We start from the raw sequence: 20,490 nt of genomic DNA, 5'->3' as shown, positions 1-20,490 counted from the left end.
CATGCTCCGCGACGGCACCTTCTACGAACCACGCACCCCCGAAGCAGCCACCGCATGACCACTCAGCCTTGACGAAGGACATAGAGGCACCCCCCAGAAGAAGCAATCACCGCTCGACGCGCGACAGATCCGGCATATCACTGAGAGTCTTGGAGATATTGCACAGCGCATCCAGATCGCCGCCGCCGAGAAGAAAGGTCCGCTCTACGAGGCCCTGGGCATCACCATCAGCTACGAACACGCAACGAGGACCGCGACCGTAAGGTCGAGGCCCTCGTCTCCGTATCGTCAATCATTGTCGTTGTGTCCGAGGGGGGACTTGAACCCCCACGCCCGATAAAGGGCACTAGCACCTCAAGCTAGCGCGTCTGCCATTCCGCCACCCGGACTAGGTGTTTGTCGCCCTGCCGGGGGTGTTCCCCGTGGCGACAGGGACAACAATACCAAGGTTTCGGAGTGCGTTTCACCTGCGTATCCGTCCCGTGGGGGCGGCCCGGGACGAGCGGGGCCGCCCGGGCGGGGGCGTGTACGGAATGGATGAGGTTGCGTACAGAACGTGAACGTTGCGGCATGACCTGGTAGTCCGGGAAGTTCCCGGGCAGCCGCTCCCCCACCCGCCCGCCGGTCACGGCGCGGATCAGGAGGTCGCCGCCTACGAAGGCACCGCGCCAGGAGGCGCCGGAGCCGCCGAGGAGCCTCGTCGCGGTCGCCCCGGGAGCGAGGGACGCCGTGGCCGGTCCAGGAGCGCGTCGAACAGGGAGCGCTGCACCACGAAACGCGGGTAAGAGGTGCAGCGCTGTTTTCCGTAGTCGAAGAGCTTGGGGATCACGGCGGTGAGCCGCTCCCAGCCCGAGAAGCCCCAGATGCCCCAGGTGTCAGGCCCTCCTGTTCCAGGATGTGCCGTTTGCCGAGGCCGGCGACCGCCGTGGCGACGTCGGCTCCGGTGTCCCGGCCGCCGACGAAGGAGACGCAGCCGATCTCCGGCGCTCGCACCAGTGCCTGGTTCAGCTCACGGTCGCTGCGCCGACCAGCGTGACCAGCACCCCCTCGCGGGCGGCCAGCGCCATGGCCAGGGTGAGGCATGCCACACCGTCGTCGGTCGGGGTCTTGGCGATCGCCAGAGCTTGCCGATCTCCCAGACCAGCAGCAGGGCGAGCAGCTCGCGGTGTGCGGCGAGCGTCCAGGGTCGCGGTGATCCGCGCCCGCCGTTCGGGCAGTGGGACGTGCACGCACTTCGTGGAGCGGCACGGACTGCTGCTGATCATCGCCTTCGGCGAGTCCGTGGTCTCCATCGGTGTCGGGATCGGTGATCTTCCGCTCACCCCCGGCCTGTTCTGCGGCGCATTCCTGGCGCTGGCCCTGTCGGTCGCGCTGTGGTGGATGTACTTCGTGCGGGACGAGGAGGGGGCCGAGGCCGCGTTCCGCGCGACGCCCGCCCCGGCCCGCTGGCGGCTTGCGATGAACGCCTACTACTACGCCTTCCTGCCGATGCTGCTCGGCATCGCCTACCTCGCCGCGGGCATCAAGAAGACCCTCGGACATCTGGCCCAGCACCCTCAGCCGGGAGCGGCCCTGGCGCGCGCGGGTGGAGTGGCCCTGTTCCTCGTGGGCGACGTGGCCTTCCGTACGGCCCGGCGGCTGCGGCCGGTCCGCTTCCGGGCGGCCGGAGTCGCGTTCGCCCTGGCCGGCAGCGCGGCTGGCATCCACCTGCCGGTCTACGGTGAACTACTGCTGCTGATGGCCGCGTTGGCGGCGATGCTGGCGGTGGAGGCCCGGTCGTGCGCGGCGGCCCGGCCGGAAGACGCACCCGTGCGATCAGGCCGTCCGGGAGACGAACCCGTGTGATCAGGACGTGTTGCGCTCGTGGTAGGTGCGGCGGGTGTATTCGGTGTGGTACCGCATCAGGTAGGCGGCCCGCTCGTCGTCGCGGTCGGCGATCGCGGTTATCAGCTCCCGGTGTTCGATCCACGACTGGCGCCCGCGCTGCCGGGCCACCGGGGTGTAGTACCAGCGGACCCGGCGGTCCACCTGGGCGGCGAGTTCGGCGAGGACCGCGTTGCCTGCCAGGTCCATGACCTTGGCGTGGAAGGCGGCGTTGAGGGCGACGGCGCGGTCCACGTCGTCGGCGGCGACGGCCTTCTCCCCTTCGGCGCACAGCTCCTCCAGGGCGCCGATCCCCGAGGCGTCGGCGTGGAGGGCGGCCAGCCGGGCCGCCTCCGCCTCCAGCAGGGTGCGGACCGTGAGGAGCTGGTCGGCCTCCTCCTCGGTCGGCTCGTGCACGAACGCCCCCTGCGCGGGCCGCAGATCGACCCAGCCCTCGGTGTTGAGCCGCTGCAGCGCCTCGCGCACCGGCTGCCGGGAGACGCCGAGGTGTCCGGCGAGCTCGCTCTCGACCAGATGCTGGCCGGGCTGCAGCGCGCGGGTGGTGATGAGCTCCAGCAGTGCTTCGTAGACGCGGTCGCGCAGGGGTCCGGGGCGGTCCAGCCTGGGCACGGCCCCATGCGGCAGTCCGGTCGACAACATCTACGGTCCCCCTCCTGGGCAGTTCTGCGCGTGGGCGCTGGACGCCAGTACCGATTGTCTTTTGTCTACAGTCTACGGTGCACACAATCCAGGCCTGTATGCGCCGGCTTCACCGTTCGTCCGGCCCTCACGGGCAGCGTACGACCTGCCCGGCGTACGACAGGTTGCCGCCGAAGCCGAACAGCAGCACGGGGTCGCCGGACCGGAGCTCCCCCTGCTCGATCAGCTTGGAGAAGGCAAGTGGGATGCTGGCGGCCGAGGTGTTGCCGGATTCGGTGACGTCGCGGGCGACCACGGCGTTGACCGCGCCGAGCTTCTCGGCCAGCGGTTCGATGATGCGCAGGTTGGCCTGGTGCAGCACGACCCCGGCGAGCTCCTCGGGTGCCAGGCCGGCCCGTTCGCAGGCGCTGCGGGCGATGGCCGGCAGCTGGGTGGTGGCCCAGCGGTAGACGCTCTGCCCCTCCTGCGCGAACCGCGGCGGGGTGCCCTCGATCCGCACGGCGTGCCCCATGTCGGGCACCGATCCCCACAGCACCGGCCCGATCCCCGGCTCCTGACCCGGCGGGCAGGCCTCGACGACGGCGGCCCCGGCGCCGTCGCCGACCAGGACACAGGTGGTGCGGTCGCTCCAGTCGGTGACGTCGGACATCTTGTCGGCACCGATGACCAGTGCACGGGAGGCGGCACCGGCCCGGACAGTGTGGTCCGCGGTGGCCAGCGCGTGGGTGAACCCCGCGCACACCACGTTGACGTCCATCGCGGCGGGCTGCGGGATGCCGAGCCGGGCCGCGACCCGGGCGGCGGTGTTCGGGGAACGGTCGATCGCCGTGGAGGTCGCGACCAGGACCAGGTCGATGTCGCCGGGGGCCGTGCCTGCGGCGGCGAGGGCCTTGGCGGCGGCGTGCGCGGCCAGCTCGTCCACCGGCTCGTCGGGTCCGGCGATGTGCCGGGTGCGGATGCCTACCCGGCTGCGGATCCACTCGTCACTCGTGTCGACCAGCTCGGCCAGGTCCTCGTTGGTGAGCACCCGGGCGGGCTGGTAGTGACCGATGGCGGCGATGCGCGAGCCGTTCATGGCGGGAGTCCCCTCGTGGCCGTGGGTTGCGGGATCCACCAGTCTGATCAGTGACCCACGGGTACGAGGGCAGGTGAAGCCACAGGAATCGGGCGTCCGAGTTGTCGGCTTCCCTCAGGCCCTCGGACGCCCGAGCAGTCACCTGGTGAACAGCTGTGTCGCCTTCTGTACGAGTTCGTACACCCCGTAGGCGAGGGGCGCCCCCACCCACAGCCAGGCGAGGGTGATCAGGCCCCGCCGGCTAGGCGGGCTGCTGTCGCTGGGCATCGGCGGCCTCCCTCGGGGCGGGGATGTGATGGCGGGCGTGGACGGGACGGACGAGTTCGTTGGCGACGAAGCCGACGACGAGCAGGCCGATCATGATGCCGAACGACAGCCCGTACAGCGCCGGGCCGTGTTTCCCGGCCTCCTTCTGGCGGTCCGCGATCCAGTTGACGATCAGCGGCCCCAGGACGCCCGCGGTGGACCAGGCCGTGAGCAGGCGGCCGTGGATGGCGCCGACCTGGTAGGTGCCGAAGAGGTCCTTCAGATAGGCGGGGACCGTCGCGAATCCGCCACCGTAGAAGGAGAGGATCACCAGGGCGCAGAGCACGAACAGCGGCTTCGCCGAGTCCCCGAACAGGGCGATGAGCAGGTACATCAGCGCGCCGACGCCGAGGTAGCAGCGGTAGATGTTCTTGCGGCCGATCCGGTCGGAGGCGGACGACCAGCCGATCCGGCCGGCCATGTTGGCCGCCGACAGCAGGGCGACGAAACCGGCGGCCGCCGAGGCCGACACCGGGGTGGAGCTGTCGGCGAAGAAGTCCGTGATCATCGGGGCGGCCTTCTCCAGGATGCCGATGCCGGCGGTCACGTTCGTGCACAGCACGATCCACAGCAGCCAGAACTGCGGGGTGCGCACCGCGCTGCGGGCGGACACCTGCACGCCGTCGACGACACGCGGCCCGTTCGCGCTCGCGCTCGTCGCGGGAGTATCCGCGCGCGGCACGCGCACGAGCAGCACGCCGAGCGCCATGAAGATGGCGTACGACAGCCCGTGCACCAGGAACGCGAGGGCGATCCCGGAGTGGCCGGTGCCGAAGGAGGAGAGCATCTGCGCGGACCAGGGCGAGGCGATCAGCGCGCCGCCGCCGAAGCCCATGATGGCGATGCCTGTGGCCATGCCGGGCCGGTCCGGGAACCACTTGATCAGCGTGGAGACGGGCGAGATGTAGCCGATGCCGAGCCCGATCCCGCCGACGAAGCCGTAGCCGAGGACGATCAGCCAGTACTGCCTCGTCTGGGCGCCGAGCGCGGAGATCAGGAAGCCGGAGGAGAAGCAGACGAGGGCCACGGTCATGGCCCAGCGGGGCCCGTTGCGTTCGACGAGGGTGCCGCCGAACGCGGCGGACAGACCGAGCATCACGATCGCCAGTTGGAAGGGCAACGCGCTCTGCGTGCCGTCGAGGTGGAGCGCGGACTCCAGCGGCGGCTTGAACACACTCCACGCGTAGGCCTGCCCGATGGACAGATGGACGGAGAGGGCGGCGGGCGGGACGAGCCAGCGGCTCCAGCCCGGGGGTGCGAGAGGGGGGCTGCTCATGCCCGCGGACGGTAGGTCGGGGAGCGGGAGTTGAGAAGGCCGCGGTCGACCGTATGCGGTGAACGGTATCCGGGACGCGTTCAACGGTCGCCGTGCGAACCCATGCCGCGGAAGTGTCGGGGAGAGGGGCCGACGCGAGTATGCAGTTCTCGGCGCCGGCGCCATCGGCGCCCACCGCGCGCTGTCTGGACCTCAGCGAGGTCATGCGGACCGGCGGGCTGAGGTGCCCGGTGGAGCGTGACCCTGCGCGGGGGCATCTGGGTCAAGCTGCGGGGGAACATCTCCTTCGACCCGATCAGCGCGCTCGCCCGCGCCACCATGCGGCAGATGTGCCTGCACGGCGGCACCCGCCAGGGCATCGAGACCATGATGCGCGAGACGCTCGCGGTCGCCGAGGCCCTCGGCTGCACAGCCGGCGTCTGCGTCGAACGCCGGCTCGCGGGCGCCGAACGCGTCGGCGACCACCGCACCTCTTCCCTTCAGGACCTGGAACGCGGCAAGCCGCTGGAGCTGGACGTGCTGCTCGCGGCCGTCGTCGAACCAGCGGAGATCACCGGCGTCGAGGTGCCCGCGCTGCGCACCGTGCACGCCATCTCGGACCTGCTCGCGCTGAGGAGCGCCGCACGAGGAAACGGCAACCGAAGACCTACACCCGGCTGACCCACCCGCTGGTCCGGGACAGCCGCGACGCACCCTTCCGCCGGGCGAGCTGGGAGGAGGCGCTGGACCGGGCGGCCCGGGGCCTGGAACGCGACAAGGGCGCACACGGGATGTTCTCCTGCTCCCGCGCCACCAACGAGACGAACGACGAACTAGGTGGCGCAGAAGTTCGTCCGGGTCGTCATGGGCACCCACAACGTCGACTCCTGCAACCGGACCTGTCACGCGCCGAGTGTCGCGGGCCTGTCGGCGGCGTTCGGCTCGGGTGGCGGCACGTCCTGTGCTGCAAGTTCGTCGACGCCTGCGGCGACCAGTGGCAGAACACCTTCGCCATCTCGGTCGCCGGGCACGGTTTCGGCGCGCGGATCGCCGTCGAGCACGACGCCCCGCTCACCGACTCGGCGTGCGTGTACTGCGGGAACTGCGTCGAGGTGTGCCCGACCGGGGCGCTCGCGCCGAAGACCGAGTTCGACATGCGGGCGGCGGGCACCTGGGACGAGTCCCGGCAGACGCGAACGTCCACGGTGTGCGCCTACTGCGGAGTGGGCTGCACCCTCACGCTCCACGTGCAGGACAATGAGATCGTCAAGGTCACCTCGCCGCACGACAACCCGGTGACCCACGGCAACCTCTGCATCAAGGGCCGTTTCGGCTACCAGCACGTACAGAACCGGGGCTGATCAGGACATGGGACGAGTCACGGAACGACGCAAGGTCCTCCGCATCCGGGACGGGGCGCTCTCCACCCGGCCGGACACACTCGTCGCCGAGGAACCCCTGGAGATCCGCCTGAACGGCAAACCGCTCGCGATCACCATGCGCACCCCGGGAGACGACTTCGCGCTGGCCGCGGGTTTCCTGGTGAGCGAGGGCGTACTGGCGACTGCAGACGATCTGCAGAACATCGTCTACTGCGCGGGGGCGATCGAGGACGGCTCGAACACCTACAACGTGGTCGACGTGAAGACCGCGCCCGGCGTCGCCCTGCCGGACTTCACCCTGGAGCGGAACGTCTACACCTCCTCCTCGTGCGGACTGTGCGGCAAGGCCAGCCTGGACGCCGTACGCACCACCGCGCGCTTCCCGATCGCCGACACTCCCCCGGTCCGGGTCGCCCCGGAGCTGCTGGCGAGCCTCCCCGACCGGCTGCGGGCGGCCCAGCGGGTGTTCGACCGGACCGGGGGCCTGCATGCGGCGGCGCTGTTCAGCGAGGGCGGCGAGCTGCTGGACGTACGGGAGGACGTGGGCCGGCACAATGCGGTCGACAAACTGGTCGGGCGGGCGCTGCAGCACGGCGACCTGCCGCTGTCGCGGGCGATCCTGCTGGTCTCCGGGCGGGCCTCGTTCGAGCTGGCGCAGAAGGCGGTGATGGCGGGCATCCCGGTGCTGGCGGCCGTGTCGGCGCCGTCCTCGCTGGCGGTGGACCTGGCCGCCGAGGCGGGTCTGACGCTGGTGGGTTTCCTGCGGGGCAGCTCGATGAACGTGTACGCGGGCGAGGACCGCATCGCCCTACGTGAGGCGGCCGCCCAGGGCTGAGCTCCCTCCCCGCAGCACGACGGCGGGGCCCGTCCGGCCGGGAGCGCCCCCTGCGCCGCCGGGTCCCGCCCCTCCTTTTGCTTCGTTCGCCTCCGGGGGCGCCTCAGCCGGTGTCGAGGGGCCCGAACGCGCGCAGGCGCGAAGCGTTGAGCACGATCGGGCCCCTCGACACCGGCACGCCCCCTACGGCTCTCTTCGCGGCCGGCGCGTACGGACAGCCGGCCTTGGTGGGCTCGCACGTCGGCCGGGGCGGGCCGGTCGGGCTGACGGTGCTGTCAGCTGAAGCTCACCTCGGCCGACCTCGTCACCGTACCCAGTCTCGGGAAGTCCAGCCGGACGGACGCCTCGTGCTCGGCGGCGGTCAAGGCCGCCATGGCGTCCTCGACGAAGACGAGGTCGTAGCCGAGGTCAGCGGCGGCGCGGGCGGTGGACTCGACGCCGAGGTTGGTGGCGATGCCGCCGAACACCAGCGTGGTGACGCCGCGTTCGCGCAGCCGCTCGTCCAGGCCGGTGCCCTGGAAGGCGCCGATGGTCCGCTTGACCACCTCCAGGTCGCCGTGCCTGGCGAGACCGGGCACGAGTCCGCTGCCGGGCGGCTGTTCGGCGAGCGAGGGGCGTTCGACCCGGACGAGGACGACGGGTGCTCCGGCGGTGCGGAAGGTCTGCGCCAGCTCTTCGGCGGTGGCCAGCACTTCGGTGCCTTTGCGGGGTTCCAGCGGCAGCGCGACGATGCGTTCCATCAGGTCGACGAGGACCAGGGCGGTGCGCTGCGGGTCGAGGACGGAAGCTGCGGTCATGACGGAACGTTAGCCGCCGTCAGCCGTCCGTGCCGGAAATCCGGATCAACAGGCCCATGAACTGATCGCGTTCGGCGGCGGACAGCGGGGCGAGCAGCTCGTCGTTGGCCTCGCGGGCCGCCTTCTCGCAACGCACCAGGAGGCGGGCGCCGTCGTCGGTGAGGGACACGGCGTTCTTGCGCCGGTCCCTGGGGTCGGGGGCGCGCAGGACATGGCCGGCGGACTGCAGGTCGTTGAGCACGCCGACCAGGTCCTTGGGGTCCAGGCCCACGCTGCGGCCGAGGTCAGCCTGGGCGACGGGCTGGAGGTCGCGGACGGCGGACAGGACCACGTGGTGCCACATCTTCTGGCCCTCGGCCGCCAGCGCGCCGGCGACCAGGGAACGGCCCCGGGCGGCGGCTCGGCCGAGGTGCCAGCTGGGCAGGGAGCGGATCGCGGGCAGGGGTGCGTCGGCCATGCCGGCAGCCTATCCGAGAAACCGTTGGACCTCCCAATGAAACTCGACTACCGTTGGGGCTCCCAACGAGTTCATGGGTGTTCCCAACGATCGACGTGCCGGGCGTACCCGGCCCCGGAGGTGTGTGCGATGCGTCGCGTCCGATACGAATCCACCGGCGGACCGCTGTTCCTGGAGGAGGCTGCGGTCCCCGAGCCCGGCCCCGGGGAACTGCTGGTGCGCTGCGCCGCGATCGGCGTCACCCTGCCCGTGGTCCGCAAGGTCACCGAGGCCGCCGAACCGATCGCACTGGGCGGCGAGATCGCCGGCGAGGTGGTGGCGGTCGGCGAGGGCGTGACCCGCTTCCGGCCGGGCGAGCAGGTGACGGGGATGTGCTTCGGGCACGGGTACGCCGACTTCGCCCTGCTGCACGAGGCCATGACCTCCCCCGTCCCGGACGGCGCCGATGCCGTGGACGCGATCGCGCTGGTGCGCAGCGGCCTGGTGGCGTACGGGGCACTGGAGGCGGCGCGGCAGGCACCGGGCGAGGCGGTCCTCGTCACGGCGGCGGCCAGCGGGATCGGCCACCTCGCCGTGCAACTGGCACGGGCGCGGGGTGCGGGACGAGTGGTGGGCGCCGTGTCCGACCCGGGGAAGGCGGACTTCGTCCGCTCGCTCGGCGCGGACGACTGCATTCGGTACGGCGACGACAGCTGGGGGGACCCCGTCGACTGTGTACTGGACGCCGTCGGCGGCGACCTGCTCACCCCCGCCCTCGCCGCCCTGGCCCCGCACGGCCGCCTCGTCGCCTACAGCTCGGGCGGCGGCACCATCCAGGCGTACGACCTGCTGGTCGGTGCCAAGTCGGTGATCGGGTTCCAGATGGCCCTGATCGCCCGCGGCCGGCCGGACCTGTACGAGCAGTGGCGCCGGGAGCTGTGGCGGCTGTTCGCCGAAGGCGCCCTGAAGCCCGCCGTGCACGCCGAGTTCGCGCTGGAGGACGCGGCGAAGGCGCACGAGACGATCGAGCGGCGGGCCAACCTCGGCAAGGTGGTGCTGCGCCCGTAGCCCCCGTACGCGCTCCTTGTGCTGCACGCTTCTTGTGAGGCGACCTGGCCCCAACTACCTTCGACGGGGCGCACGTTGGACATGGGATGTCCGGATGTCCTCCGACGAAGGGCAAGGTCGCACCATGCCGTCAGGCCTACGCGCCCGTCTCAGAGCCGTACTCGTCACCGCCCTCACCACGGCGGCGCTGCTCCTGGTGCCGCTCGCAACCCCCCACCCGGCACACGCCCGATCTCCCGCAGCCGACCCCGAGTTCGCGCAACAGGTCCTGTTCAAGGCCTCCCAGGACCCCGGCTACGCCTGCTTCCGCATACCGGCGATCGTGCGGACGACCGACGGCACGCTGCTGGCGTTCGCCGAGGGCCGGGTCCTCAACTGCGGGGACGCCGCCGACATCGACATCGTGCTCAAGCGCTCCACCGACGGCGGCCGCACCTGGGGCCCGCTGCGGGTGGTCAACGACGGCGGCGGCGACACGCACGGCAACCCCGCGCCGATCGTGGACCGCGCAACGGGCCGGGTCTGGCTCGCGGAGACGTACAACACCGGCCGTACCGACAGCGCCAGTTGTTCGATCCCCTGCGACCGCACCCCGCACCTGCAGTACAGCGACGACGACGGCCGGACCTGGTCGGTGCCGCGCGACCTGAGCCCGGAGATCCTGGCCGCCGACTGGAACTCCTGGTACGCGACCGGGCCGGTACACGGTATCCAGCTCACCAAGGGCAGGTACGCGGGCCGGCTGGTCTTCGGGGTCAACACCGAGACCTGGGACGGCACCCGGGTCACCGCCAACCACGCGGCGCTGATCGTCAGCGACGACCACGGCGGCCACTGGCGGATCGGCGCCACCGACACCTGGCCCATCGCCGACGACGGCACCTTCCGGCAGAAGCCGTCCGAACTGGCCCTCGCCGAGCGCGGTGACGGCTCCATCCTGGTCAGCGGCAGGGAACAGGACGGCACCGACCTGGGCCACCGCACTCAGGCCGTCAGCCGCGACGGCGGGGGCAGCTTCACCGCGCCCTTCCACGACCTGCCGGACCTGTACGCCCCGCAGGTGGAGGGTTCGCTGCTGCGCCTGGGCGACCGCGTGCTGCTCGCCTGCCCCGGCGACCCCGACCGGCGGCGCACGATGATGATCCGCTCCTCCTACGACGGCGGCCACACCTGGGACAGTGTGGACCGCGGCACGGTCGTCACCACGGACTGGTCCGGCTATTCCGACATGGCTCGCCTCGGCGCGGACACGGTGGGCCTGGTCTACGAGGGCGGCGCGGTGGACGCGCGCGACGAGATCCGCTTCGCCCGGTTCACCGAGGACTGGCTCGACCCGCGCCGCGGCCCCGACCCGGTCACCGCCGACCTCGCCCCGCACGCCCGCCCGGCCGCCGTGCTCGGCGGCGCCGAGGAGACGGCCGGGGTCTTCGGGGGCGCGCTGCGGTTCGACGGCACCGACGACGCCGTACGCCTGCCCTTCCGCACGGAACTGCCCCTGGGGACGAAGGACTTCACGGCGTCCCTGTGGTTCCGGTACACGGCCACGACCGGGGAGCAGCCCCTGCTGTGGATGGGCGGGGTCGGCACCACCCAGCCGCAGGTGTGGGTGCGCGGGGAGCCCGCGAACAACCGTATCCAGGGGCTGATCACGGTACGGGACGGGGCGAACGCGCCCCAGACCGCGTACGTGCGCACGGACACCGCATACAACGACGGCCAGTGGCATCACCTCGTGCTGCGCCGGGGCGGAGGGCGGCTGGCCTTGTTCGTCGACGGTGTGCCGTCGTCCGTCGCCGACATACCGGGTTCGGTCAGCCGCAACTCCCCCTTCGGCGTGCACATCGGTCAGCGCATGGACAGCCGGGCCTTCTTCACCGGCGCCCTCGACGAGGTCCACGTCTGGGACCGGGCCCTCACCGACGAGGAGCTGTCGGACCCCAGGGCGCTCAGGTCACCGAAGGACACGGTCCTGTGGCTGCCCCTCGACCAGGTGAGCCGCTGACCCGCCGACGACGCCCGGGGCCTCCTGCGGGTCCCGGGCCCGGCGCTTGGCGATGACCGCGCACACCATCAGCTGCATCTGGTGGAACAGCATCAGCGGCAGCACGGCGAGGGAGGCGTGGGCGCCGAACAGGACACTGGCCATGGGCAGCCCGGAGGCCAGGGACTTCTTCGAGCCGGCGAACTGGATGGCGATCCGGTCCTCCCGGCCGAAGCCGAGCGCCCTGCCGCCGTACCAACTCAGCAGGAGCATCACGGCGAGCAGCACGGCCTCGACGGCGAGGAGCCCGCCGAGCCGGGCGGGGCTGACCTGGTGCCAGATGCCCCGGACCATGCCCTCGCTGAAGGCGGTGTAGACGACCAGCAGGATCGAGCCGCGGTCGACCAGTCCGAGGACCTTCTTGTGCCGGGCGACGAAGCCCCCGATCCAGCGCCGCAGCACCTGCCCGGCGACGAACGGCACCAGCAGCTGGAGCACGATCTTGACCAGAGAGTCGGCGGAGAACCCCCCGCCGCTGCTGCCGAGCAGCCCGGCCGCCAGCAGCGGGGTCAGGACGATGCCGACGAGAGAGGAGAAGGAGCCCGCGCAGATCGCCGCGGGCACGTTTCCGCGGGCGATCGAGGTGAACGCGATGGACGACTGGATCGTGGACGGCACGAGTGTCAGGAACAGCAGTCCCTGGTAGAGCGGCTGGGTCAGCAGCACGGGCACCAGGGCGCGCGCCGCCAGCCCGAACACCGGGAAGAGGACGAACGTGCAGACCAGCACGGTGACGTGGAGCCGCCAGTGGCGCAGTCCGTCCACCGCCTCCTTCGTGGAGAGCCGGGCGCCGTAAAGGAAGAAGAGGAAGGCGATCGCGGCCGTGGAGGCACCGGAGGCGACATGCGCGGCGGTGCCGTGGGCCGGGAACAACGCCGCGAGGCCCACCGTCCCGATCAGCAGCACGATGTACGGGTCGACCGGTATCCAACCCGGCCAGGACAGGCGTTTCACAGTGCTCCGTTCCGTTCGTTCGCGGGCCCGCAAGGGCCTCCTCCATCGTCCTCCACGGCACACCGATCGGGAATCCCGCATACCACTCTGACTGACATCACGTTTCACGATGGCCAGATAGCCTGGCAGGCGTGTACGACCCGACGCAGCTGCGCACCTTCCTCGCCGTGGCCCAGACGCTGAGCTTCACGCAGGCCGCGCGCCGGCTGGGGCTGCGCCAGTCCACGGTCAGCCAGCATGTGCGCCGGCTGGAGGACGCGACCGGGCGGCAGCTGTTCACCCGGGACACCCATGCGGTGGAGCTGACCGAGGACGGCGAGGCGATGCTGGGCTTCGCGCGCCGGATCCTGCAGGTCCACGAGCAGGCGACGGCGTTCTTCACCGGCACCCGGGTGCGCGGCCGGCTGCGGTTCGGCGCGTCCGAGGACTTCGTGCTCACGAGGCTGCCGGAGATCCTGGAGGGCTTCCGCTACGACCACCCGGAGGTCGACCTGGAGCTCACCGTGGAGCTGTCCGGCACCCTGCACGAGCAGCTGGCCGCCGGGAAACTGGACCTGGTGCTGGCCAAGCGGCGCCCGGAGGATCCCCGGGGCGAACTGGTCTGGCGCGACGACCTGGTGTGGATCGGCGCCGAGCGGCTGCGCCTGGACGCGGACCGGCCCGTCCCGCTGATCGTGTACCCGCCGCCCGGCATCACCCGGGCCCGCGCGCTGCGGGCGCTGGAGCGCGAGGGCCGCGACTGGCGGATCGTGTGCACCAGCGGCAGCCTCAACGGACTGATCGCGGCGGCCCGCGCCGGGCTCGGCGTGATGGCCCACTCCCGGCGCCTGATCCCGCCCGGTCTCTTCCGTCTGCCGGACCGTGCCGGGCTGCCCGACCTGGGCAAGGTCGACTTCGTCCTCGTCCACGGCCGGCGCCGGGGCACGGCGGAGGACGCGGCGAACGCGCTGGCCACGGCGGTCCTGGCGGGCGGGGAGCGGCTGCGGCGGCGGGGCGGCTGAGAGCCGTCAGCGGGGCACCGGGTACGTCAGCTGTTTGACCCGGCGCAGGAACGGCGTGGTCTCCACGTGCTGCACTCCCTCCAGCTGCCCGAGGGGACCGCTGAGGTAGGCGTAGAGACCGGCGGTGCTGCGGGCCAGCGCGGTGACGACGAGGTTGGACGGTCCGGCCGTCGCGGAGACCCAGGCCGTCTCCTCGTGCCTGGCCAGCGCCTCGCCGACGGAGTGCAGAGCGGCCGGGGCGGCGGTGATCCACAGGATGGCGGCGACGGGGTGGCCGAGTATCTCCGTCTGGTACTCGGTGTCGAGGTACACCGCCCCGGAGGCGCGCAACAGCGCCAGCCGGCGCTTGAGCGAGGACTCGGAGCGGCCCGTCGCCCGCTGCAGTCGCGGGTACGAGGCGCGGCCGTCGCGCTGCAGCACCGCCAGCAGGGGTTCGTCCTCGGGCTCGAGGCGTGGCGGTCCGGGGACGGCTTCGAAGGCGGGGCGCAGGGCGGCGATCTGCTCGTCGGTGAGGGCGCCGAACTTGCTGATCCAGCCGGCGGCACCACCGTAGAAGCGGTGCAGGAGCTGCTGGGCGCGGATCTCGACCACGCTCGGGGTGCGCGGCAGTTTGCCGAGCAGCAGGTCGTCGTGGTCGCCCGGATGGCGCGGCCGGGTCACGCACAGCACCTCGGTGCCGCCCGAGGCGAGGCCGATCCAGGAGGTGTCGGGGCGCTTGGCGAGAGCCTCCGCGATGGCCAGGGCGCCGTCCGGCGCGCAGCGGATCCGCAGCATCCACTGGTCCTGGCCCAGCACGTAGCCGTCCCGCACGGCGACCACGCGCAGGCCTCCTTCCGCGCACAGGCGCCGGTAGCGGCGCGCGATGGTCTGGTCGGAGACGCCGAGCACGGAAGCGATGCGGCTGAAGGAGGCCCGGGCGTCGACCTCCAGCGCGGACAACAGCTGCAGGTCGAGTCGGTCGAGTATGTCGGATTCCATCTCCAGCATGCCCTCTCCTGTCGGATTCTGCCGTTTCTGTGCGGTGCACACATCCGATCGGCCGTGCCGGGGCCATCGTACGGAGCGATCGAACGCCGTCGTACGGAATTGCGGGGAGTGGAAGGACATGCGCAGTTGGGGGACGCTCACGGCCGTGTGCCTGGGCACGTTCATGTTGCTGCTGGACGTGACGATCGTGGTGGTGGCGCTGCCGGACATGGCCGCTTCGCTGCACGCGTCGCTGGGTGATCTGCAGTGGGTGGTGGACGGGTACGCGCTCGCGCTGGCCGCGCTGCTGCTCGGGGCGGGGGCCGCCGCCGACATTCTCGGGCGCCGCCGGGTGCATGTGGCGGGTGTCGTGCTGTTCGCGGCGTCCTCGCTGCTGTGCGGGGTCTCGACGGGGCCGGCCGTGCTGGTGGCCGCGCGGGCGCTGCAAGGGGTGGGCGCGGCCGCGATGTTCGCGACGACGCTGCCGTTGCTGGGCTCGGTCTACCAGGGCAGGCAGCGGTCGGCGGCGCTCGGCGTATGGGGCGCGGTGAGCGGCGGGGCGGCGGCGGTCGGTCCGGTGCTGGGCGGGCTGCTCACCGAGGGTCCCGGCTGGCGGTGGATCTTCTTCGTGAACCTGCCGGTGAGCGTCGTCGAGGTGTGGCTGACGCTGCGAGTGGTGCCGGAGTCCCGGGGACCGCGGGGCATGCGGGTGGACTGGGCGGGCATGGCCGCGTTCGCCGCCTTCGGGGGCGGGGTGACGTACGCGGTGGTACGGGCCGGCGAGGACGGCTGGACGGCACCGGGGGCGCTCACGGCGTTCGGCTGCGCGGCGCTGGCGCTGGTGCTGTTCGTGGCGGTGGAGCGGCGCACCGCACATCCGCTGCTGGACCTGGCCCTGCTGCGGCGGCCCGCGTTCGTCGGGGTGATGCTGGGGGCGTTCGCCTTCAACGGGGCGGCGTTCGGCGTGACGCCGTACCTGTCGATCTGGATGCAGACGCTGCTGGGGATGTCGCCGGTGCGCGGCGGGCTCACACTGCTCCCGATGACGGTCGCGGCGATGCTCGTCGCCGTGCTGGTGGGCCGGCTGCTGCACGGAGTGCCGCCACGGCTCACCATCGGCGGCGGCCTGCTGCTGATCGGCACCGGCAACCTGTGCCAGGCCGTCCTGGACGCGGGGGCCTCCTGGACGGCGCTGGTGCCCGGGTTCGTGCTGGTCGGCGTCGGCACCGGGTTCGTCGGACCCACGGTGGCCGGAGCCGCGCTGGCCGCGGTGCCGCCGGAGCGGGCCGGGATGGCGGGCGGTGCGGTGAACACCGTCCGGCAACTCGGGTACGCGCTCGGCGTGGCCGTCTTCGGCACGCTGCTCACCTCGCGGATGACCGGCCCGCTGCCCGGCGGCGCGGCCCACGCGCTGGCCGGCGGCGGAGCCGGTGCGCTGCGCGGCGGCTTCCCGGAGCACACCCTGCGCGCCGCGTTCGCCTCCGGTCTGAACGGCGCGCTGGTGGCGGCGGGGCTCGCGGGCATGGTCGCGGGTGCGCTGGTGCTGCTGCTCGTGCGGGCGGACCGGCCCGCGCAGCGGCGGACGGCCGGGGCGGAGGCGGAGAAGGCGGTGCCGGTGCGCCGCTGACCACAGGGCGCGGCGGCGAGGGCGGCTCCGGGAAGTGCTCCGGGGCCGCCCTCGCCGGGGTACGCCCGCCGGGCCGATCCGCGCCGGGTTTGCGGTGATTGGTACGAGGTGCGCCGTAATCGGCGCGTACAGATTCGGTGGAGATTACGGCACCGGAACTTACTGACCCGTCAGTACCGTGTCCGACCCTTCCCCATGTGCGGGTATTTTCCCGTCCCCGCCCGGGGGAAACGTGACGTTTGCTCGGTTTCCGACCCCCTCCCGCCCGGTGACGGCGTGGGGTAGCTTTCACCGCGCTGTGCCGCGTATCACGGGCGTGACCAAGCAGTGAGGACCGGGGAGCGAGGATTGCGCGAGTTCACCAACCCGCCGCTCACGTCGGCACCGCCGGTGGGCGGTCTGGCCGACGCGGTCTTCGAGCATGCCCGGACGGACCCCACACACATCGCCCTCGGCCGCAAGGACACCGCCGGGCAGTGGCGCGAGGTGACCTCCGCCGAGTTCCGCGACGAGGTCCTGGCGCTCGCCAAGGGTCTCCTGGCGCGCGGCATCCGCTTCGGCGACCGGGTCGCGATCATGTCCCGCACCCGCTACGAGTGGACCCTGTTCGACTTCGCCCTGTGGTCGATCGGCGCCCAGGTGGTCCCCGTCTATCCCACGTCCTCGGCGGAGCAGTGCTTCTGGATGCTCTACGACGCCGAGGTGTCCGCGGCGATCGTCGAGCACGAGGACCACGCGATGACCATCGCCACCGTCATCGACCGCCTCCCGCAGCTGCGCCAGCTGTGGCAGCTGGACTCCGGCTGTGTGCAGGAGCTGTACGACGCCGGGGCGCATCTGGACGACGAGCTGGTGCACCGGCACCGGCAGGCGGTCACCCCGGATTCCGTCGCCACGATCATCTACACCTCGGGCACCACCGGCCGCCCCAAGGGCTGTGTCCTCTCGCACGCCAACTTCATGTACGAGGCGGACACGATGATCGAGCGCTGGCAGCCGGTGTTCCAGACCAAGAAGGACGACGAGGCCTCCACCCTGCTGTTCCTGCCGCTCGCGCACGTCTTCGGGCGGATGGTGGAGGTCGCCGCGATCCGCGGCCGGGTCCGCTTCGGGCACCAGCCCCAGCTGAACGCCGCCGCCCTGCTGCCCGACCTGCAGGCCTTCAGGCCGACCTTCATCCTCGCGGTGCCGTACATCTTCGAGAAGGTGTTCAACGCGGCCCGCCGGAAGGCGGAGAAGGAAGGCAGATCCGGGCCGTTCGAGAAGGCGGTCGACATCGCGGTGAAGTACGCGGACGCCGTGGAGGCCAAGGCGTGGGGCACCGGACCCGGCCCGTCGGCGGGACTGCGCATGCAGCACCAGCTCTTCGACAAGCTCGTGTACTCCAAGGTCCGCGCGGCGATGGGCGGCCGGATCCGCAACGCGATGTCCGGCGGTTCGGCGATGGACCGCCGGCTGGGCCTGTTCTTCGCGGGCGCCGGCGTGCAGATCTACGAGGGCTACGGCCTGACCGAGTCGACGGCCGCGGCGACCGCCAACCCGCCCGAGCGCACCCGCTACGGCACCGTCGGCCAGGCCATCCCCGGCGTGACCGTGCACATCGCCGATGACGGAGAGATCTGGCTGCACGGCGGAAACGTTTTCCAGGGCTATCTCAACAACCCGAAGGCCACCGACCAGACCCTGCACGAGGGCTGGCTGGCCACCGGCGACCTCGGCTCGCTCGACGAGGACGGCTATCTGACCATCACCGGCCGCAAGAAGGAGATCCTGGTGACCTCCGGCGGCAAGAGCGTCTCCCCCGGCGTGCTGGAGGAGCGGGTCCGCGAGCATCCGCTGGTCAACCAGTGCATCGTCGTCGGCAACGACCGGCCCTACATCGCCGCCCTGGTCACCCTCGACCAGGAGGCCGTCGAGCACTGGCTGCAGATGCGCGGGAAGCCGCGGATGACCCCGGCCGAGCTGGTGCGCGACCCGGACCTGGAGACGGAGGTGCGGCGGGCGGTGGTCGCCGCCAACACCCTCGTCTCCCAGGCCGAGTCGATCCGCACCTTCCGCATCCTGGCGCAGCCGTTCACCGAGGAACACGGCCTGCTCACACCGTCGTTGAAGCTGAAGCGGAAGGCGATCGAGAAGGCGTACGACAACGAGGTCGAGGCGCTCTACCGGACGTGACTCTTCTGATGGGGCGTCAACTGATCGTCACCTTGAAGATCTTGTCGGACCCGTCGGCGGCGCCTCCGTTGTTGTCGCAGTTGGTGGTGGACAGCCACAGCTGGTCGGCGCCCGGCACCTTGGTCACGGTGCGCAGCCGGCCGTAGGTGCCGACGTAGTACGCGCTCGGAGTGCCGACGCTCTCGGTGTCGCCGTTGATGGGGATGCGCCACAGGCGTTCGCCGCGCAGGGACGCCATGTAGATCACGTTGCGGACGACGGCGATGCCGCTCGGCGAGGCCTCGGAGACGTTCCAGGTGGCCTTGGGGTTGGTCATGCCGGCGACGTCGCAGCTGCCCTCGCAGGTGGGCCAGCCGTAGTCGGCGCCGGGCTTGATGAGGTTGAGTTCGTCCTTGGAGCTGTTGCCGAACTCCGCCTCCCAGAGCCTGCCGTTGCGGTCGAAGGCGAGGCCCTGCGGGTTGCGGTGGCCGTAGGAGTAGACGTAGTTGCCGAAGGGGTTGCCGGGGGCCGGCCTGCCGTCGGTCGTCATGCGCAGGATCTTGCCGTTGAGGGAGTTCTTGTCCTGCGCGAGATCGGGCTGCTGGGCCTCGCCGGTGGAGACGTACAGGTAGCCGTCGGGGCCGAAGGCGAGGCGGCCGCCGTTGTGGTAGCGGTTCTTCTTGATGCCCTGGAGCAGCACCTTGTAGTCGCTGAGTTTCGTGCCGTCGTAGGTCATGCGGACGACCCGGTTGCCCTCCGCGGCGGTGTGCATGAAGTAGACGTAGTGGTCGGACTCCCACCCGGGGTCGACGGCGACACCGAGCAGGCCGCCCTCGCCGTTGGTCGTGACGGCGTTGGGGACGGTTCCCACCTGTGTCTTCGTGCCGTTCTTGGTCAGCTTCCACACCCGGAAGTCGTCCCGCTCGGTGACCAGTGCGGACTGGCCGTCGGGCATCCAGTAGGTGCCCCAGGGGATGGTCCAGCCCGTGGAGAGGGTGGCGATGGACGACGGGACACCGCCGTCGGTGGCGCAGGCCCTGGTGGTGAAGGTGACCGTGTTGCTCGGTGCGGAGACATTGCCGGCGGCGTCACGGGCGACGACGTTCAGGCTGTACGGGCTGTCGCAGGCGAGCCCGGTGAGGGTGGTGGACGTGCCGCTGGTGACGGTCTGGTAGACGGTGGTGTCGCTGCGCACGTCGTAGGCGGTGACGCCGCGGTCGTCGGTCGAGGCGCCCCAGGTGAGGTCGACCGTGTTCGATGTGATGTCGGCCGTGTGCAATGTACCGGGTACGGTCGGCGGTGTGGTGTCGGAGCTGGGCCTGGTGGTGCAGTCGACGACCGGGCTGGCGGGCGAGGCGTTGCCGGCCCCGTCGCGGGCGATGACCGTGAGGTCGTAGGTGGTGTTCGGGGCGAGCCCGGTCAGCGTCTTCGAGGTCGTGTCCCCCGGCGCCTCGCCGATCTTGTTGCCGTGCTCGTAGAGGTCGTACGCCGCGACGCCGACGTCGTCGGTCGACGCGCCCCAGGACAGGGTCAGACGGTCCTCACCGATGTCCGAACAGGAGGGCTGCCCGGGGCGGGTGGGGGCCTGGGTGTCGGACGGTGTGCCGAGGCTCATGCGGTCGAGGTTGGGGCCGCCGTTCGCCGAGGTGGCCGTGGCCCGGATCTTGTTGCTGCCCGCCTTCAGGGTGACGGTGACGGACTTGGCGGCCCAGGTGTTCCAGTCCGCCGTGGCCGGGAAGGAGACGGCGGGCGCGACGACGGTGCCGTTGACGGAGAGGTCCATCGGCCGGTCGGCTGCGGTGCCGTTGGCGTACCGCAGGGTGACCGAGGCGGGACCGGCGGAGGCCGCGCTGACCGTGAACTCCACGTAGGAGCCCTTGACGTTGGTGTAGTCGACGAATCCGGTGCCCGTGAACCCGGTGTGGTTGACGGCGACGGTGCCCTGGGAGATCAGGGCGTCCTCGGCCTGGTAGTCGGTGGCGGCGAGGGCGGTGCCCTGGCTGAGGCCGGCCAGGGGCAGTGCGAGGGCCGCGGCGAGCCCGTACGGCAGAACTCTCTTCAGATGCATGG

18 protein-coding genes, 1 tRNA gene and 3 pseudogenes are annotated in these 20,490 nt (G+C 71.4%); 10 read left to right on the top strand and 12 right to left on the bottom strand.

Annotated features, from left to right (window positions below):
* Positions 1 to 106: 106 nt before the first annotated feature.
* From ACFYZB_RS41110 to ACFYZB_RS41100, 3 genes are all read right to left on the bottom strand, one after another.
* Positions 107 to 241: a hypothetical protein gene (locus ACFYZB_RS41110; RefSeq protein WP_388767022.1), complete on the bottom strand. Its 135-nt coding sequence runs from the start codon at positions 239 to 241 to the stop codon at positions 107 to 109.
* Between the two features lie 63 nt (positions 242 to 304).
* Positions 305 to 389, bottom strand: a tRNA-Leu gene (locus ACFYZB_RS41105).
* A 436-nt stretch (positions 390 to 825) separates the two neighbouring features.
* A complete protein-coding gene (locus ACFYZB_RS41100; RefSeq protein WP_388767021.1) occupies positions 826 to 1,083 on the bottom strand; it encodes an aldehyde dehydrogenase family protein in 258 nt (85 codons plus the stop codon).
* On the opposite strand from ACFYZB_RS41100, the gene ACFYZB_RS41095 reads away from it, so the two are divergent.
* Entirely contained in the window at positions 1,066 to 1,845 is a 780-nt protein-coding gene (locus ACFYZB_RS41095; RefSeq protein WP_388767020.1) for a low temperature requirement protein A, read from the top strand. The two genes, ACFYZB_RS41100 and ACFYZB_RS41095, sit on opposite strands and share 18 nt — an antisense overlap.
* Here the strand turns inward: ACFYZB_RS41095 and ACFYZB_RS41090 are convergent, their stop codons facing one another.
* The 4 genes from ACFYZB_RS41090 to ACFYZB_RS41075 form a co-directional block, all read right to left on the bottom strand.
* The gene (locus tag ACFYZB_RS41090) at positions 1,846 to 2,523 is read right to left on the bottom strand and encodes a GntR family transcriptional regulator (RefSeq protein ID WP_388767019.1); all 678 of its coding nucleotides are present in this window, start codon (positions 2,521 to 2,523) and stop codon (positions 1,846 to 1,848) included.
* A gap of 127 nt (positions 2,524 to 2,650) precedes the next feature.
* On the bottom strand, positions 2,651 to 3,598 hold the full coding sequence (locus tag ACFYZB_RS41085) for a beta-ketoacyl-ACP synthase III (RefSeq protein ID WP_351212090.1): 948 nt from the start codon (positions 3,596 to 3,598) through the stop codon (positions 2,651 to 2,653).
* Positions 3,599 to 3,736: 138 nt separating this feature from the next.
* Positions 3,737 to 3,865, bottom strand: coding sequence for a hypothetical protein (locus tag ACFYZB_RS41080; protein WP_351212088.1), 129 nt, complete (start codon positions 3,863 to 3,865; stop codon positions 3,737 to 3,739).
* The gene (locus tag ACFYZB_RS41075) at positions 3,840 to 5,180 is read right to left on the bottom strand and encodes an OFA family MFS transporter (RefSeq protein WP_388767017.1); all 1,341 of its coding nucleotides are present in this window, start codon (positions 5,178 to 5,180) and stop codon (positions 3,840 to 3,842) included. The genes ACFYZB_RS41080 and ACFYZB_RS41075 overlap by 26 nt, the downstream gene beginning before the upstream one ends.
* A gap of 179 nt (positions 5,181 to 5,359) precedes the next feature.
* Between ACFYZB_RS41075 and ACFYZB_RS41070 the strand changes: the two are divergent.
* The 4 genes and pseudogenes from ACFYZB_RS41070 to fdhD all read left to right on the top strand — a co-directional run.
* Positions 5,360 to 5,840 (top strand): annotated as a pseudogene (locus ACFYZB_RS41070) (ketopantoate reductase C-terminal domain-containing protein); the annotation flags it as partial.
* Positions 5,807 to 6,119, top strand: a pseudogene (locus ACFYZB_RS41065) (molybdopterin-dependent oxidoreductase); the annotation flags it as partial. The pseudogenes ACFYZB_RS41070 and ACFYZB_RS41065, both read left to right, overlap by 34 nt.
* Positions 6,116 to 6,520, top strand: a pseudogene (locus tag ACFYZB_RS41060) (4Fe-4S binding protein); the annotation flags it as partial. The pseudogenes ACFYZB_RS41065 and ACFYZB_RS41060, both read left to right, overlap by 4 nt.
* Before the next feature lie 7 nt (positions 6,521 to 6,527).
* Positions 6,528 to 7,376: a formate dehydrogenase accessory sulfurtransferase FdhD gene (gene fdhD, locus ACFYZB_RS41055; RefSeq protein ID WP_388767016.1), complete on the top strand. Its 849-nt coding sequence runs from the start codon at positions 6,528 to 6,530 to the stop codon at positions 7,374 to 7,376.
* 275 nt (positions 7,377 to 7,651) lie between these two features.
* On the opposite strand, the gene ACFYZB_RS41050 is transcribed toward fdhD, so the two are convergent.
* Together ACFYZB_RS41050 and ACFYZB_RS41045 are read right to left on the bottom strand one after the other, a co-directional pair.
* Positions 7,652 to 8,173, bottom strand: coding sequence for an isochorismatase family protein (locus ACFYZB_RS41050; RefSeq protein WP_351212082.1), 522 nt, complete (start codon positions 8,171 to 8,173; stop codon positions 7,652 to 7,654).
* A gap of 19 nt (positions 8,174 to 8,192) precedes the next feature.
* Positions 8,193 to 8,630, bottom strand: coding sequence for a MarR family transcriptional regulator (locus tag ACFYZB_RS41045; protein WP_351212080.1), 438 nt, complete (start codon positions 8,628 to 8,630; stop codon positions 8,193 to 8,195).
* A 129-nt stretch (positions 8,631 to 8,759) separates the two neighbouring features.
* Between ACFYZB_RS41045 and ACFYZB_RS41040 the strand changes: the two genes are divergently transcribed.
* Together ACFYZB_RS41040 and ACFYZB_RS41035 are read left to right on the top strand one after the other, a co-directional pair.
* Entirely contained in the window at positions 8,760 to 9,677 is a 918-nt protein-coding gene (locus ACFYZB_RS41040; RefSeq protein WP_388767013.1) for a zinc-binding alcohol dehydrogenase family protein, read from the top strand.
* 124 nt (positions 9,678 to 9,801) lie between these two features.
* Entirely contained in the window at positions 9,802 to 11,679 is a 1,878-nt protein-coding gene (locus ACFYZB_RS41035) for an exo-alpha-sialidase (RefSeq protein ID WP_388767012.1), read from the top strand.
* On the opposite strand, the gene ACFYZB_RS41030 is transcribed toward ACFYZB_RS41035, so the two are convergent.
* Positions 11,629 to 12,672, bottom strand: a complete 1,044-nt coding sequence (locus ACFYZB_RS41030) for a bile acid:sodium symporter family protein (protein ID WP_388767011.1) — start codon at positions 12,670 to 12,672, stop codon at positions 11,629 to 11,631. The two genes, ACFYZB_RS41035 and ACFYZB_RS41030, sit on opposite strands and share 51 nt — an antisense overlap.
* Before the next feature lie 131 nt (positions 12,673 to 12,803).
* Here ACFYZB_RS41030 and ACFYZB_RS41025 point away from each other — a divergent pair, with 131 nt between their 5' ends.
* Positions 12,804 to 13,673, top strand: coding sequence for a LysR substrate-binding domain-containing protein (locus ACFYZB_RS41025; RefSeq protein ID WP_388767010.1), 870 nt, complete (start codon positions 12,804 to 12,806; stop codon positions 13,671 to 13,673).
* A 6-nt stretch (positions 13,674 to 13,679) separates the two neighbouring features.
* Here the strand turns inward: ACFYZB_RS41025 and ACFYZB_RS41020 are convergent, their stop codons facing one another.
* Positions 13,680 to 14,660, bottom strand: a complete 981-nt coding sequence (locus ACFYZB_RS41020; RefSeq protein ID WP_388767009.1) for an Lrp/AsnC family transcriptional regulator — start codon at positions 14,658 to 14,660, stop codon at positions 13,680 to 13,682.
* 118 nt (positions 14,661 to 14,778) lie between these two features.
* On the opposite strand from ACFYZB_RS41020, the gene ACFYZB_RS41015 reads away from it, so the two are divergent.
* The gene (locus tag ACFYZB_RS41015; RefSeq protein WP_388767008.1) at positions 14,779 to 16,266 is read left to right on the top strand and encodes an MFS transporter; all 1,488 of its coding nucleotides are present in this window, start codon (positions 14,779 to 14,781) and stop codon (positions 16,264 to 16,266) included.
* A gap of 348 nt (positions 16,267 to 16,614) precedes the next feature.
* Positions 16,615 to 18,441, top strand: coding sequence for an AMP-dependent synthetase/ligase (locus ACFYZB_RS41010; protein WP_388767007.1), 1,827 nt, complete (start codon positions 16,615 to 16,617; stop codon positions 18,439 to 18,441).
* Between the two features lie 16 nt (positions 18,442 to 18,457).
* Here ACFYZB_RS41010 and ACFYZB_RS41005 read toward each other — a convergent pair whose 3' ends face one another.
* Positions 18,458 to 20,488 carry a PQQ-dependent sugar dehydrogenase gene (locus ACFYZB_RS41005; protein WP_388767006.1) on the bottom strand — a complete coding sequence of 677 codons (2,031 nt, stop codon included), beginning with the start codon at positions 20,486 to 20,488 and terminating at the stop codon, positions 18,458 to 18,460.
* Between the last annotated feature and the right edge of the window lie 2 nt (positions 20,489 to 20,490).

It is taken from the genome of Streptomyces sp. NPDC001852, assembly GCF_042891825.1.
Classification (GTDB): Bacteria; Actinomycetota; Actinomycetes; order Streptomycetales; family Streptomycetaceae; genus Streptomyces.
Note: the sequence above shows the minus strand (reverse complement) of the source record. Positions and strands in the feature narration are given on the sequence as shown.

Bases quoted from the DNA above. Each gene is read 5' to 3' on its own strand.
- ACFYZB_RS41095 (WP_388767020.1), top strand. From the start codon at position 1,066: ATGGCCAGGGTGAGGCATGCCACACCGTCGTCGGTCGGGGTCTTGGCG.
- ACFYZB_RS41100 (WP_388767021.1), bottom strand. From the start codon at position 1,083: ATGCCTCACCCTGGCCATGGCGCTGGCCGCCCGCGAGGGGGTGCTGGT.
- ACFYZB_RS41090 (WP_388767019.1), bottom strand. From the start codon at position 2,523: ATGTTGTCGACCGGACTGCCGCATGGGGCCGTGCCCAGGCTGGACCGC.
- ACFYZB_RS41085 (WP_351212090.1), bottom strand. From the start codon at position 3,598: ATGAACGGCTCGCGCATCGCCGCCATCGGTCACTACCAGCCCGCCCGG.
- ACFYZB_RS41080 (WP_351212088.1), bottom strand. From the start codon at position 3,865: ATGCCCAGCGACAGCAGCCCGCCTAGCCGGCGGGGCCTGATCACCCTC.
- ACFYZB_RS41075 (WP_388767017.1), bottom strand. From the start codon at position 5,180: ATGAGCAGCCCCCCTCTCGCACCCCCGGGCTGGAGCCGCTGGCTCGTC.
- fdhD (WP_388767016.1), top strand. From the start codon at position 6,528: ATGGGACGAGTCACGGAACGACGCAAGGTCCTCCGCATCCGGGACGGG.
- ACFYZB_RS41050 (WP_351212082.1), bottom strand. From the start codon at position 8,173: ATGACCGCAGCTTCCGTCCTCGACCCGCAGCGCACCGCCCTGGTCCTC.
- ACFYZB_RS41045 (WP_351212080.1), bottom strand. From the start codon at position 8,630: ATGGCCGACGCACCCCTGCCCGCGATCCGCTCCCTGCCCAGCTGGCAC.
- ACFYZB_RS41040 (WP_388767013.1), top strand. From the start codon at position 8,760: ATGCGTCGCGTCCGATACGAATCCACCGGCGGACCGCTGTTCCTGGAG.
- ACFYZB_RS41035 (WP_388767012.1), top strand. From the start codon at position 9,802: ATGCCGTCAGGCCTACGCGCCCGTCTCAGAGCCGTACTCGTCACCGCC.
- ACFYZB_RS41020 (WP_388767009.1), bottom strand. From the start codon at position 14,660: ATGCTGGAGATGGAATCCGACATACTCGACCGACTCGACCTGCAGCTG.
- ACFYZB_RS41015 (WP_388767008.1), top strand. From the start codon at position 14,779: ATGCGCAGTTGGGGGACGCTCACGGCCGTGTGCCTGGGCACGTTCATG.
- ACFYZB_RS41005 (WP_388767006.1), bottom strand. From the start codon at position 20,488: ATGCATCTGAAGAGAGTTCTGCCGTACGGGCTCGCCGCGGCCCTCGCA.